Below are 14,715 nucleotides of genomic sequence, written 5' to 3' on the forward strand. Positions count from 1 at the left end.
CTGAAATAATTCCTATTCGTAACTAATGAATTGTTTAATATAAGCTAAAGCATTTAAAGCATATTCAAACGGGTTAGCTTTTTCCGGATCTTGTTCAGCTTCAACCACCATTCATCCCTGATAATTAATTTGGTGTAGATTCTGAAAAATTGACGCAAAATCTAAACTACCCGTCCCAGGGGTTGTGAACATTCCCCATAAAACCCCATCTAAGAAACTGGTTTGTTGCTCGCGCATTTGTTCAACAATTTCTGAACGCACATCTTTTAAATGAACGTGTTTAATTCGGGAACCAAATTCCAAAATTAAAGGCGCTGGATCATCACCACTCATGAAAAAATGACCCGTATCAAATAATAAAAAAACTTTAGTTGGATCAGTGTAAGCTAATAACTTGCGAGTTTCGTTGGCAGTTTGCACAATTGTGCCCATGTGGTGGTGAAAGACTAAATTCAAACCTTGAGATTGGGCGTAAGCACCTAAATCATTTAGTTTTTCTGCTAACAACCTAAATGTGTGATCATCAACAACTGGTTTGTGCGCAAACAAGCCCACTGGCGCTTGTTGAATGCTGTATGATTGTTCTGATACAACCACAACTTTAGCACCCATTACTTTAAGAAAATGAACATGTTTGCTAAAAGCAGTTAAAACTTCAGCATAAGGTTTGGTGAGTAAATAACTTGAAAACCACGCAGAAGCAACTTCTAAGTTTCGTAGTGCTAAAGCTTTAGTTAGCACAGTGGTATCCCGAGGGTATTTATTCCCAATTTCTGTCCCTTGATAACCTGCTAACGCCATTTCTGAGATGATTTGTTCAAAAGTGGTTGAAGCACCAATACTAACTAAATCATCATTAGCCCAGCCAATCGGAGCTGCTGCTAATTTAACATTTGAAAAATGCAACATAATTCATCCTTAACTTAATTAAATTTATGCGTTTTAAAATAGTCATAAGTTTCAGCTGCTGCAGCTTCGGTTTCAGACTGGAAAGAAGATTGGGCTGCACCAACTTCTCACGCACATTCATAACCATGGGTCATAGTTTTAGGATAAACTTTCATTTCAATCAGCATTGGTCGGGTGGTTTTTTTCGCTTTTTCTAATAAGACAAGTAAATGTTCAGTCGATTCAACTAAATGTGCATCCACCCCATAACCCTGAGCAATTGTGGCAAATTCTGTAACCATAAAATCTGTCTTAAAATTCAAGCCCGGGTGACCAGAGCGAAATTCGGTTGCCAAACTTCGTTTTTGATAGGCTAGTTGTAAATTGTTAATGCACCCAAATCCACTGTTATCGAATAATAAAACCACCACCGGAATTCCACTGGCCACAGCGGTATGTAATTCTGAATGCAGCATTAAAAATGAACCATCGCCACAAAACGCAAAAGTAGGCTGCAAATTTGAAACTAAACTAGCACCAATTGCGGCTTGAATTTCATGACCCATACAAGAATAACCATATTCCAAGTTGTAACTGTCAATTCGATCAGTTTGTCATAACCGTTGTAAATCCCCTGGTAATGATCCAGCTGCTCCATAAATGATTTGGTCATTTAAGTGGTGGTTTAACAGCTGCACCAACTGGGCTTGGTGGAAAATTTGGACCGGTCGATTTTTGTAATGGTTGTGAATTGCTTTTTCAAATTCAATCACTGATTGAAGATTAGTATCCTGAATTTCTAGATTTTGCAACGGTTGGTCCAATTGCTGCAACCGGTTTAGTTCTGTAATTCATCGTTTTTTAACCTTTTGTAAAACTGGTTCTAACTTGGTTTGAAAATTGATGTTCGTATCCGCGTGTAATAGTTGATTAACAATCGCTAATGCATCACCGACTAAACCAAACCCCCGCATTTTCTGACTATCAAACCGGTTAATGTTGATGTTGACAAAATAAGTTTTTTCGCTAAATAATTGTTTAGAACCAGTTGTAAAATCGGAATATTTAGTTCCAATTCCTAAAACAAAATCCACTTTTTGGGCATATAAGTTAGCTTGTAAATTTCCTGTAACCCCAATTCCTCCTAAATTTAATGGCTCGCTACTAGGCACACTAGAAGCCCCTGCTTGAGTGGTAACAAACGGGATAAAATGTTTTTTACAAAAAGCCACCACTTGTTCACCTGCTTGGCTGTAACGAACACCTCCACCCACAATCACTAATGGTTGTTTAGCTTTGGCTAACCGGGTAAAAGCGTAATTAATTTTGGTTTCTGAAGTGGTAAACCGATCGACTTGAATGGTGGTTGGTTCAAAAAATCATTCGGGAAAATCATAAGTTTCGCCCTGAACATCTTGAGCCAAGGCTACACAAACCGCTCCGGTTGTAGCAGGATTAGTCAAAACTTGAATGGCTTGGGGTAAAAATTTAATAACTTGTTCAGGCCGACTAATTCGGGCAAAATAACGACAAACTGGTTTAAACGCATCATTAGTACTAATCCCTAAATCATGGGTTTGCTCAATTTGTTGTAAAACCGGATCAGGTTTAGCCGAAGCAAAAACATCTCCAGGTAATAAAAGTAAGGGCAAATGATTAGCTGTGGCTGTGGCTGCTGCAGTAACTAAATTAGCTGCTCCTGGACCCACAGAAGAACTGCAAGCCATAATTTGTTGCCGGTTAGTTTGTTTAGTAAAACCTAATGCCACATGGGCCATAGCTTGCTCGTTTTTACCTTGGTACAAATAAAAACTATGAAATTCATGACTTAAGGCTTCTCCTAAACCCAAAACATTCCCATGACCAAAAATAGTTGCAAATCCGGTCACATATTTTTTGGGTCGATTATCATCAACTTGTAAATAAACTTGGTTTAAATACTTCACAATTGCTTGGGCAGTAGTGCATCTTATTGTTTTCATGATGGACTCAATTCTTTTAATTCAACAACCCGATTTTCTTGTCAGGATAAAGTCGCAGCAGCAGCTAATAAGATTGCACTAAACCCGTCATTCACTGTAACTGCTGGAGTTTGATCATGAGTAATCGCTGCGAAGAAACTAATGGATTCAGCAATATAAGCTTGCATGTAACGTTCTAAAAAGAAATGTAAGGGTTTAGGATGATTAATTCCAGTAGCGCTGGAAACTACTAGAGTATTGGGATGATCATTTCCAATTTGTAACTGCCCGGTGGCGCCTAAAATTTCAACCCGTTGATCATAACCATAACTAGCTTGTCGGCAGTTATCGATTATGATCATGGATTGGTTTTCACAAATTAAAACAACAACCGCACTATCTAAATCATTAACTTGTTTAACTAATTCTGGATTAACCAAACCCGCCCCATAAGCAAAGACTTTAGTAATCGGGGAGGGGCTGAGAAACCGGGCCATATCTAAATCATGAATCATCATGTCATAAAATAAATTACCCGAAGCAACTAAATATTCTAAGGGAGGTAATCCAGGATCGCGCGAAGTAATTTTGATTTGAAAGACCGAACCAATAACTTCTTCATTCAAAGCTTGTTTAACAGCTTGAAAATTATGATCAAACCGGCGGTTATGTCCGACCATAAATTTTTTCTGGTTGCGAATAATTGCGGCTTGTACTAAGTTAATTGTTGCTAAATCAAACGAAATTGGTTTTTCACAAAACACGTGTTTTTGGGCATCTAAAGCTTGAATGGCATAATCAGCATGGGTGGGTGTGGGTGTACAAATATAAACCACATCAACTTCAGGATCAGCTAAAACATCGGTTAAGGTTTTTGTGAAGTGATTAATTCCCAATTCAGTAAATCGGGCTTGGGTTGTGGGATTTAAATAAGGATCATAAATCCATTTCACTTGGGCATTAGGAACATGAAAAGTAATCGCTTTAGCGTGAACATACGCAATGCGACCACCACCTAAAATGGCAACTTGTAATTGTTGGTTCATAACAAATTATTTCTTCTTTTTATTTCAATAGCTTACATTAGGCGCTTCTAATCAAGCGTGGTTTGGATCAATCTTCCGGTCTTTTTTTCATGGTTGGTTAGGATTATGTAAAATAATTCAGCAGAAATAAAGCGGATAACCTGGAGCTGATACCACTGGATGAACTAAGTTAGGTTCGATAACACTTAAATCATTTTCTGTTACAATGTGGGCTTGATCGCCAATCACTGAAATGCCAAACCCATTTGCATGATCAAATTTAAAATAATACAACTCTGCTTGATCGTGATAATGGGGCAGATATGAGGATCAACAACCCGGATAACTAATCACTTCACCCACCACTAAATTAGATGTGGGTAAATTGTCATAATCAAAATAAGTGCGCACTAATCGTAAGGCAGTGTTATCCCATTGACCCTCACCAAAATAATCTTCACTCACTGTTGTTGGATCAAAAATTTGGGGTTGGTTTAATTGCGCATTCGGGGTTTGAAGCACTAAAACCTCAGTCGGGATTTGGTGGGTTTGACAACGGATTTGGGTGGTTGGCGGCAGAACTAAACAGGTTCCTATTTGATCAAATAAAGAATCCCGTTGGTAAGTTTGGGGCAATTGATCATTGATGCTAATGCTAACTTGACCGGTTAAAACTAATAAGACAGTTTCATCACTCGAACTAACTAAATCCAGTGTGGTTGGTTCTGTATTTGTTTTTCACAAATGCACATCTAAATTAAGGGTGTGACCCGTTTTAGTGCGGGTGAGTAACCGATGATAACCAGTTCCTAGATGTTGGTTTTTTAGAAACATAACATTAATACTCCTGATGGGTTAGAATTAACTGTTCTGGATCGTGGTTGGTGTGTTCATCAATCCATGCTTTTAGTTCTGTTAAATAAGGGTGGTTAAAACTGGAATGGGATTGCACCATATAACTGGCTGCTGCACTAGCATAAATTAAAGCTGTTTGCAAATCTTGGGGGTTTTGGTTGTAAAAAGTTAAAAAATAAGAAGCATAAGCATCCCCGCCCCCATAACCTTTTAACATTGTCACCGGAATAATGCCAACGTGGTAGTATTGGGTACGACTAAAACATTCTGAACCCTTTTTACCGTTTTTAATAATGACTAATTCGGCGGTTTGTAACCAGTATTCAGCCACAGTTTTGGAATCAAATGGCTCTAAGTTTATTCTGGTAAATTGGGAACAAAAACTGAGCTCTTCTTGTGAACCAATTAACAAATCAGCTTGGGTAGCCACCAGTTGGTAATAAGTACAAACAGTGGCTTGATCAACCCAATTGTACGGCCGATAATCAATGTCAAAAATGACTTTAGTTTTGGTTTGTTTTGCAATTAAAACTGCTTTTAAAACTGCTTCGCGACTAGGTGAGCTACTTAAAGCCGTACCCGAAATTAATAAGTATTTACTCCGAGCAATTAAATCTGGATCAATTTCATCCGGATGTAAATACAAATCAGCTACTTCAGTTCGGTACATCAAAATCCGGGATTGTTCGGGTGAAAGCATTTCAGTAAAAGTTAATCCGGTTGGATGAACCGGATCGGTCATCACATATTGACTGTTCATTTGTTCACTAGCTAAAAAATGACGAATCGTTTGACCAAATCCATCAGCCCCAACTTTTGTGACTAACACCACTTTTTGTTGGTTACGGTGTAATCCAATTGCTGTATTTCCAGTTGATCCTCCGATGTATTTTTGAAAAAAGTTTAACTGGTCTAAACTGTTGTAATAATCTTGGGGATTAAAATCAATTGTGATCCGTCCAATTAAAACAAAATCTAAATCTTTAGTTGTTGGTTGAAACATGATAACTAATCCCTTCTAGGATAGTCAATCAACTTTATAAACGGGGTTTCATTTTGTGGTCACTTTAATCAAATCAGTTCAGAAATTAATTGAAGATTTCCCCGTAATATCACCATAACCAAATTTGGATTGGTTTAATCCCCCAAAACTAAATGGTTCACGAGGAACTGCTACACCAATATTAATCCCCATCATGCCGGCTTTACACTGGCTTAAGACTTCTTGAGCAATGCGGGCTGATTGGGTAAAAATACAAACTGAATTACCATAAGGAGAACGATTTTGGAAGGCGATTGCTGCTTCAATGGTGGGAACTTGAACAATTTCTAAAACTGGTCCAAATACTTCATCTAACCCCATTTCATCAGGACAATTAGTTCAATCAATTAGGGTTGGTCCGTGTCAGTAACCATCAGCTTGGTTAGCTGGTTTAGCAAAATCCTGTCCATCCACTAAAACTGTTGCCCCTTTAGCAATGGCTGCTTGAGTGTAAGTTTTGATTTTGGTAATTGCTACTGGTGAAACTAGTGGGGGAATCGGATCATCCAAATGGAAGTTTTTAGCTTGGGTTACTAGTTCCTGGTAAAGTTCGGGATTATCACCAACTAGCACAGCAACAGACAAAGCCATACAACGTTGTCCCGCCATTCCTACAGCCGAAGCTAAAATCTCTGAAGCAGTAACTTTAGGATCAGTATCTTTCATTGCAAAAACGTAGTTTTTGGCCCCACCCAAACATAAAGCGCGTTTGTTATGAGCAACTGCTTCCTGATAAACACTTTTAGCAACTGTGGTGGAACCAACAAAACTTAAAGCTTGAATTTGGGGATGAGTGGCTAGGGCTTTAACAATGTCAATGCCCCCGTTAACAATGTGAAATAAATTTTTAGGCAAACCAGCTTCTGCTAATAAAGCCCCCATTCGAAAACTGGCTAAGGGAGTGGATTCAGATGGTTTTAAAATTACCGCATTACCTAACATTAAAGCATTGGGTACTGATCAGTGGGGAACCATTAACGGAAAATTAAAGGGAGTGATAACTGCAACAACCCCTAAAGGACGGCGGTGTTCTTGACATTCGATTCCCCGAGATACTTGTTGACTCTCCCCGCTAATAATTTGGGGAATGGAACAACTAAATTCTGTTAGTTCAATACATTTATCAATTTCTGCCATTGCCTCTAGCATCGATTTGCCATTATCTTCGTGAATTAAACGGGCTAGTTCTAATCGGTTTAGTTCCAAAAGTTCGCGATAGCGATAAAAAATTTCTGCCCGTTTTTTATAAGTTAACCGCTGTCATTGTTTTTGGGCAATAAGCGCATCAGCCACAATGGTGTCTAATGCAGTTGGAGGGGTAAATTCTAGTTGCGCAATTTCTTTCCCAGTGTGGGGATTAAAGACTGGAATTGTTGTTGCAGAATTGTAAGTTGTGGGGGTGTTGTTAGTAAAAGTTGTGATTTTCATGAGTAATAAATAATTTGTTGTTGTAAATAATTAGTTTGCTTGGTTGTTGTTTTTTTCAAAAAGTTTAACTAAAAGTTCATGCGGTTGAGCTGACTTGATCAGGAGTATCAGCAGCTGAAAGTGTCCCTGCTGGGCCAATGTCTTCTAACCGACTGACTCCGTTATCATCTTTAATTTGTTGTACATTTTTGTAATCATTATTGGTTAAATCCCAGTAGGTTAGAGAAGTATTTAGTTTGAAATAATAACCATTTTGCATGGTTGTGGAAGGATCAATGTCATTGCTAAACCGGTTGGGATAACGTTTTAATCAGTAATCAAAAGTAGTTTTGTCATAATTTTGGTACCGTTGGGTAGCCCCATAAGCGGTTTTGTTGCCATATAAATTAGGGTCTAAAAAATAACTGGCAATATCCATAGACATATAACCCATTAAATGGGTGTCTTGACGTACGGTTGCGGATTGTTCGTTATTTTTAATCGCAACCAGCGCATCATCAGTGTAATCAACCCCAAAAACCCAAGTTTTATTTGAGCCCGCATCCGCAAAAGTTTGGGATCCAGCTAAAATTCCGCTTGATTTTAAAGCGGCAATTCCACCTAGGGCTGCTTCATCATTAGTGGCAAACAATAGTGGTGAAAATTCGGGACTGCTCGGAGTGAAATAACGTTGAATGTTGTTTTGCACCCCTAAATTGGCTTTAGAACGGTTGTCATCAGCTTGAAAACCAAAGCCATTGTCATAACTCAAATTAAATCCGACTGCTGCTAAACCATAATGACCCCGATTTCGGCCGTCATTAATTTCCCGAATAAACCCGCGCATCCGTTGGTCAGATGAAGCCGTACCAGGAATACCGTATAAAGTAAAAGATCGAGTGTTATACGGAATCCGGAGTACTTGACTAGCATAAACTGCTAAAATTTCACCAGCTTGAAAGTTATCAGAAGCAATGTTTGCAATAACTTTAAAATTATCATCAATTTGGTATTGATTATTTTCTTTGGCTTTCAGTTCTTCTGGAACTAAAACATGATCAACCGCAATAACCGGAATATTTGCTTGGTTTAAAGCTTTCACCGCATTAACCCCTGATTGCTCGTTCACATCATTAAACAAAACCATCTTAAATCCCGCAGCAATGATGGACCGGATGTGAGCGTTTTCGCGTTCAACAGAATTTTCAGAATCAAAGTATTGGACTTGATAACCAAATTTTTGGGCATAAATATCAATTCCGTTAGCAACTTGTTGGAAAAACGGATTATTCCGCGAAGATAATAAAACCGCAATTGGAGCGTTAGAACGAGTCACCGTTCCGCCCACAATTCCTAAAGCAATCGCTAAAATACTTAATGGGACCCCAAAACCTAAAGCCAATTTGGCCATGCGTTTAGAGAAATAACTCATAATTTCATTTCCTTGATTTTTATAAATAGCTTAAAGCACGGTAGTAATAATTTTTGACCCGCTGAAATAAATTAAAATCACGATCAATAATTAAAGCAATCACGATCACAATGCCCTTGGCAACAAATTGGTAGTTAGAATCAACTCCCCAGAAAGTTAAGGCATTAATCAACAAGGAAATAGAGAATCAACCAATTAGGGTTTTGACTAATCCCCCTTTTCCCCCAGCAAACGAAGTTCCACCTAAAGCCACTGCAGTAATTGCGTCTAATTCTAGGGTTGCTCCAGTTTGGGGGGAGACCGAATTAATTTGAGCCACAGAAGATAATGCCCCAAATCCTGCTAAAACAGCTGATAATAAATAAACCATATTCAAGATGTGTTTAGAATTAATACCAGAATAAACCGCGGCTTGCATGTTGTCACCTACAGCATATACATACCGACCAAATTTAGCGAACTTCATGAACAAAATTAAAACAACCGCCACAACGATTAAGATTAAAATTGCGGCTGGAAAACTCCCACCAATGTTGTAATTAAAAATACTTAAGATGGGATCAGTACTACTAGAAATGGGAATTCCTTGCAAAATAATTGTTGTTGCGCCACGTAAAGTTAGCAGTCCCGCTAAAGTAATAATGAATGGGGGAATTTTTAATCGGGAAATTAAAAAACCAGATAAATATCCAATTAAAAATAAAGCAATAAACATGATAATCAAACTACCCAGTCAGTGAAGTCCAACTGAATAAACTAATGACATATAAATCGTGCCACCAAACCCAATCATCGAACCAACTGACAAATCAATGCCCCCAGTCAGAATCACTAAAGTTTCGCCTAAAGCAATAAACGCAATGGGAACATTCGAACCTAAAATTGCTCCAAACCAGTTTTGTTCTGAATAATACTGGGACTGAAAAATGACTCCAGTAAACAAGGAAATAATTAAAAAGAAAATAATCAGTTTTGAAGAATTAGCCGCTTTAACAGTTTTGGTGGTGTAGTTTAAGATTTTTTCTTTTTGGAAAAAATTTTGACAAAACATTCCCAAGCGTAATTTTTGAATTAACCAAGTCGATTGATTGGCTTGGTTCTGTAATCGTGTATGTTTTCGTACAAACTGGTAGTTTAAATTTAGTTGTTGGGTCTCATAAGTTAAAACATCAATTTGATGATTAGCTAACTGATCATTCAAACGGGTCTGATCAGTCTGATAAGCTTGGCGTAATTGTTCGTGTTGGGTGTCTAGGTTAGTTTTACGAGTTTGATAAAATTGGGCCGTTTGAGTTGTTAGCGTGGTTTTTTGGGCCTCCAGTTTGGTAATTTTTACTTGAGCATCATGATTAATTTCTTCTAAAAAAGCGGCTTGCATTTGTTTAAATTTATGAATTTTTGCACTAATAGCTTGGGATTTTTTCTCTCGGGTTGCATTAATTCGGTCAATAATTCGCTCAATTTTGGTTTTTTTAGTAGTGATTAAATTTTGGTACTCAGTTTCTAAATGCTCAATGGCAGCAGGATTGTTCAAGCGTTGCATGCGCACTTCGTATTCTGAACGTTTTAGCTTAATAAATTTTTGGTAAGCTTTTTCTAAGTTTTCAATATTTTGGTTGCAATAAGCCGCATAATTGTGAAAATCATTGTACAAATTTTCTAGTTCTAATTCCTGTTTGTGTTGTTCAATCACCACCCGTTTTTTCTGTAAATTAACTTGCTCATCCAAAAAATCACCAATGTGAGTATGGTGTAATTTCTGGGATAAATGCACTTCGGATTGTTGGGGAAATAATTTTTGTTTGACTTGAATAATTCATTCTTTCATAATGGAAATGTTCCTATAAACTTAAAGCATTTTTAATAATGCTGGACTCATTAATCTCACGACCAATTAATTCATTCGTAATCTTGCCCTCAAAAAAAGTTACAACCCGATCAGCAATCCCAATTACTTCAGGAAGATCTGAAGAAATCACGAGTACAATTTTGTTGTCCTGTTTTAGTTTGTTAATAATTTCATAAATATCTTTACGCGCTCCCACATCAACCCCACGAGTGGGTTCATCAAAAATGATTAATTCGGGTCAAGTATTTAACCCTTTAGCGATCGCAACTTTTTGTTGGTTGCCTCCTGATAAATCATCAACTGGTTGGGTTGGAGCATAAGCCTTAATTGATAAGTCTTTAATAAATTTATTAGCGGTTTCTTTACTTAAATAAGCAGATAAAAATCCCGCTCGCTGAATTTGGGAAAGATTAGCTAAGTTAATGTTGAATTCAATGTTTTTTTTGACATTTAAGCCAAATTGTTTACGGTCTTCAGATAAATAAAAAATTTTGTTCTTTAAGGCAAATTTAGGTGAACGCGGTAAATACTTCTGGTTGTTTAACCAAAAATCACCAGAAATATAAGGTTTAGCTCCAAAAATGGTTTGGGCTAACTCCGAACGTCCTGAACCAACTAAACCGTATAAGCAACAAATTTCTCCACTTCGTAAAACTAAATTAATGTTGTGGTTATCTAAAGAATTCAGGTTTTTAATTTCAAAAGTTTGCGCGTGTGAACTAGTTGTTTGAACTTTAGGAGGATAACGGTTTTCTAGTTCCCGACCAACCATTAAATTTACAATTTCATCAATACCTTGAAAGGCTTTGAAGGGTTTTTGAACAACATAATTACCATCTTTGATGATTAATACTTGTTCACAAATGCGTTCAATTTCTTCCATCCGGTGGGTAATTCAAACCACTGCAATGCCTTGTTGTTTCAGATTGGTAACAATCTCAAACAATTTTTCTGTATCACGATTAGTTAAAACACTGGTTGGTTCATCAAAAATAATAATTTCTGGTTCTTCACTTAAGGCTTTAGCAATTTCGACAAACTGGCGTTGGGAAACTGTTAAGTTTTTGACTAAAGTGGTTTCACTAAAATCCGCATTCAATAGTTCTAAAAAATGTTTAGCAGCCGTGTTGGTTAAATGACTTGATAAAAAACCATTCACGCGTTTTTCGTTACCTAAAAAAATATTTTGGGCTACACTCAACTGTTCGCACAAGTTTTGTTCTTGGTGCACAATGGCAATTTTGAATTTCTTTTTAGAATTTTTAATTGAATGAAACGAAGCAATGCGACCTTTGTGGTAAATACTACCTAACTCAGGTTTATAGATGCCGGTTAGAATTTTAGTTAAAGTTGATTTACCAGCACCGTTTTCACCGACAATTGCTACTGCTTGATGCGAATAAAGCTTAATTTGCATGTTCCGCAAAACTGGAACATTATTAAAACTAATACTCACATTTTCACAGGCTAAAATTTCGCGACTCAAATCTGATTCAGATGCTCAATCATTCATGATTAATTTGGGGCTTTAGTTATTGCTAGATCGAAGTTAATTACTTCTGAGTCTAATTATAGAAAAGCGAAAATTCTTTTTCTGCTTCCAAAACAAAAACTGCTTAAGCAGTTTTGTTAGAAACCAATTAGCAATAAAAAAAATGTTCTTCATTAAGAAGAACATTTTTTTTAAATTTTCAGAATGTTTTAATCGTATCGGTATTCTACAACTACTTCTTTCAGATCTTGATAATCATAGAAATTGGTTTTCATACAAAACAAGATTTCATCGTGTTGATCATAAGCAACATGATACATGATAACTTCAAATAAGGCTGTGCCATCATGCGGATTATTAGCTACTTTTTGACAAATGATTTTTTTCACTCGCTTAGTAATGGCTAATCCATTTTTAGCAAAAAAAGCCATGGCATTATTCTTCAAAAGTTTCAAGTCCAAAAAATCAATCCGTTTAGGATTGATTGCATAGTACATGACATGGCTGGTTTGGTTAGAATGATCAGTTGTAAAAAAGATCTTTTTAAAAAACGCAAATTTTTTAATCGCCAAACGGGACTGGTGTAAACTTTTGAATTGTTGTAAATCAAAAGCCGTAAAAATAAATTCTAAAGTTTGATTAATTAATTCAATCGATTTAACTTGGGTATAAGGTTCAAATCCTAAAATATTTTGGGCAAAAAAAGGACAGATAAATCATTTTTTATTCGGATCATTTTTAATCAAATTCAAGTTCTTACATTTCAAATAAATGCTGTGAATTAATGAATTAGAACAATGAAATTTATGGGATAAAAACCGTTCGGATACAATCCGTTCATTAGGTTTTCAATCACCAATTTGAATTTTTAATAGGATATATTGAAAAATATATTGTTCTAATTCCTTCTTTTCTTTTGACATCCCTAACTCCTTTTGCACTCAGGCAAATTTCATGATCACGGACCCAGTTTAATGAATTACCCACGATTAATGTTGGGTTATTTTTATTATAAATTAATAAATGCTGGAATCAGAAGATGAGCTGAATCACTTAATATAATTTCTTCAAAAGGCAAATAATTAATTCTCTTTTTTGGAATTTTTAGCTTAATTAATAAGTGCAACCACAAAAATCTGCTGCTTATAAAGTAGCTTAAAGGAGTAAAGTTGTGCAAGTATACCAAATTAATGATCCCCAGTTTATTGTTGATGATTATCAACTCATCTTTACAGCGAATGATTTTGAATGAAACGTTAGAGCTAATTTTTATATTTTTGCAAACTATAATTTACCCCCACGTACTTTGTTTTATGACATGAAATTCAGCGAACAAGATATCAATAATGTTTATTTACAAGCGGGTGTTCCCTGCGCTCACCAACGTGATCGTAAACCTGAAAATTCCAAATTAAAATGCTATTTTTATCAATCTAATTTCAATGTACGAGTAAGCGGAGATAAATCGTTTTTAAATCCATTAAATAACGAAACAATTTTAGCCAATCTAAACTTTAAAGTGGATGCTGAAAACTTTCGTAATATCGTTACTGATCAACGGCAACAAATAACTGATCAAATCTTTGATCAGTTTGTAGAAAGTGTTGAGAAAAATAAATTTAAAGTGTCGTTTTTGTACGATAATTTTTTTGAAGTTCGCAGATCGGGTAATCAAACTCAATACGAAATTAGTCCATTAACTAGTTGAACTGTTTATAAAAATTCGACCACTAACCGGTATCAACGTACTCGGGTACGGGTGAATTTAGATGATTATCGGTACATCAACAACACCCCAATTAAAAGATTGGTACGTTTAGAAAGTTTGGACAATCAACCAATTGAAATTAAAGGTGTTAGTTCGCTCGCTAATTATTATGTGCCCCAAGAGGGAATTGAGAAGAAACTAGAAATTCCATATGCGAATATTTCGATTCGGCCTAACCGATCCAAAACTAATGTTGATGTATCAATGCAAGGAACTTCAATTTTTGAAAATAATACCTTATCACTAGGCGAGAACAATGGAGCTAGTGGATTGTTTATTCCCTATAAAAGTAGGGGTAATTATGCTAATCAAATGACCGTTTTAGTTGGTGGAGCACGGTTTTTAGTTAATACCCATAATTCGTTTGAATTTCAAAAAGATTTCATCCAAACTGATTTACAAAGTAATTATGTACGGTTGAAATCAATTGGTTGACGTCCCCGTAATCGGGAATTAGTAAAATATAAAAGGATTGAATTCTAATGTTTTTTAACAAACGTAATAAAAGAATTTTTAGCGTATTTCTAATTGGGGTTTTAGCTGTTTCTTCAGGTTTAGGTGGCTTCTTTTTATACCAACGCGATCAACAGTTGCAAGCCCAAATCAGTACAACTGAAACTCCACCTCCAATGGTAAATGAACCCAGAAATCAACTACCTAAAGAAGTTGATTTAAAAGCATCAGAACGAATTAATTTAATTGATCATTTCCGACAAAAAGAAAAGTTAGTTGCAGCAGTTGGCTATCGATCCCATTATGATAATATCATTTATCAAATCAGAGAAGATAAGTTAGAACCATTACTGAAAGATCTGGTAAAAAACGCCATTATTACCAACCAGAAAGGATTACTAACCAGTGATCAATTTAATGGTAAAATTTATTTTAAGATTAATAACTTAGATTTATCAGTTGATGTGATTGTCCAATGGGACGATCAAATTGATTTTGATAAAAAATATTACGATCACTTTCAGATTAGTTTTGCCCTCTAAT

Annotated in this window: 12 protein-coding genes; 2 read left to right on the forward strand and 10 right to left on the reverse strand. The window is 36.1% G+C overall.

Features of this window, described 5'->3' with window-relative positions; genetic code table 4:
* Positions 1-12: 12 nt before the first annotated feature.
* From iolE to NPA10_RS02840, 10 genes are all read right to left on the reverse strand, one after another.
* Positions 13-909, reverse strand: coding sequence for a myo-inosose-2 dehydratase (iolE, locus tag NPA10_RS02795; RefSeq protein ID WP_256547194.1), 897 nt, complete (start codon positions 907-909; stop codon positions 13-15).
* 14 nt (positions 910-923) lie between these two features.
* Positions 924-2,870: a 3D-(3,5/4)-trihydroxycyclohexane-1,2-dione acylhydrolase (decyclizing) gene (gene iolD, locus NPA10_RS02800; RefSeq protein ID WP_256547195.1), complete on the reverse strand. Its 1,947-nt coding sequence runs from the start codon at positions 2,868-2,870 to the stop codon at positions 924-926.
* A complete protein-coding gene (gene iolG / locus NPA10_RS02805) occupies positions 2,858-3,895 on the reverse strand; it encodes an inositol 2-dehydrogenase (RefSeq protein WP_256547196.1) in 1,038 nt (345 codons plus the stop codon). The genes iolD and iolG overlap by 13 nt, the downstream gene beginning before the upstream one ends.
* Before the next feature lie 6 nt (positions 3,896-3,901).
* A complete protein-coding gene (locus tag NPA10_RS02810; RefSeq protein ID WP_256547197.1) occupies positions 3,902-4,708 on the reverse strand; it encodes a 5-deoxy-glucuronate isomerase in 807 nt (268 codons plus the stop codon).
* 4 nt (positions 4,709-4,712) lie between these two features.
* Complete coding sequence (locus tag NPA10_RS02815) at positions 4,713-5,732, reverse strand: PfkB family carbohydrate kinase (protein WP_256547198.1); 1,020 nt, start codon at positions 5,730-5,732, stop codon at positions 4,713-4,715.
* Positions 5,733-5,747: 15 nt separating this feature from the next.
* Positions 5,748-7,199, reverse strand: a complete 1,452-nt coding sequence (locus NPA10_RS02820; protein WP_256547199.1) for an aldehyde dehydrogenase family protein — start codon at positions 7,197-7,199, stop codon at positions 5,748-5,750.
* A gap of 64 nt (positions 7,200-7,263) precedes the next feature.
* Positions 7,264-8,610, reverse strand: coding sequence for a substrate-binding domain-containing protein (locus tag NPA10_RS02825; RefSeq protein WP_256547200.1), 1,347 nt, complete (start codon positions 8,608-8,610; stop codon positions 7,264-7,266).
* Between the two features lie 19 nt (positions 8,611-8,629).
* Positions 8,630-10,438, reverse strand: a complete 1,809-nt coding sequence (locus NPA10_RS02830; RefSeq protein ID WP_256547201.1) for an ABC transporter permease subunit — start codon at positions 10,436-10,438, stop codon at positions 8,630-8,632.
* A gap of 13 nt (positions 10,439-10,451) precedes the next feature.
* Positions 10,452-11,972: a sugar ABC transporter ATP-binding protein gene (locus NPA10_RS02835; RefSeq protein ID WP_256547202.1), complete on the reverse strand. Its 1,521-nt coding sequence runs from the start codon at positions 11,970-11,972 to the stop codon at positions 10,452-10,454.
* A 188-nt stretch (positions 11,973-12,160) separates the two neighbouring features.
* Complete coding sequence (locus tag NPA10_RS02840) at positions 12,161-12,907, reverse strand: GntR family transcriptional regulator (protein WP_256547203.1); 747 nt, start codon at positions 12,905-12,907, stop codon at positions 12,161-12,163.
* Between the two features lie 215 nt (positions 12,908-13,122).
* On the opposite strand from NPA10_RS02840, the gene NPA10_RS02845 reads away from it, so the two are divergent.
* Complete coding sequence (locus NPA10_RS02845) at positions 13,123-14,202, forward strand: hypothetical protein (protein WP_256547204.1); 1,080 nt, start codon at positions 13,123-13,125, stop codon at positions 14,200-14,202.
* Positions 14,202-14,714, forward strand: coding sequence for a hypothetical protein (locus tag NPA10_RS02850; protein WP_256547205.1), 513 nt, complete (start codon positions 14,202-14,204; stop codon positions 14,712-14,714). The genes NPA10_RS02845 and NPA10_RS02850 overlap by 1 nt, the downstream gene beginning before the upstream one ends.
* The last annotated feature ends 1 nt before the right edge of the window (position 14,715 follow it).

The organism is Mycoplasmoides fastidiosum (assembly GCF_024498275.1).
Classification (GTDB): Bacteria; Bacillota_I; Bacilli_A; order Mycoplasmatales; family Mycoplasmoidaceae; genus Mycoplasma_N; species Mycoplasma_N fastidiosum.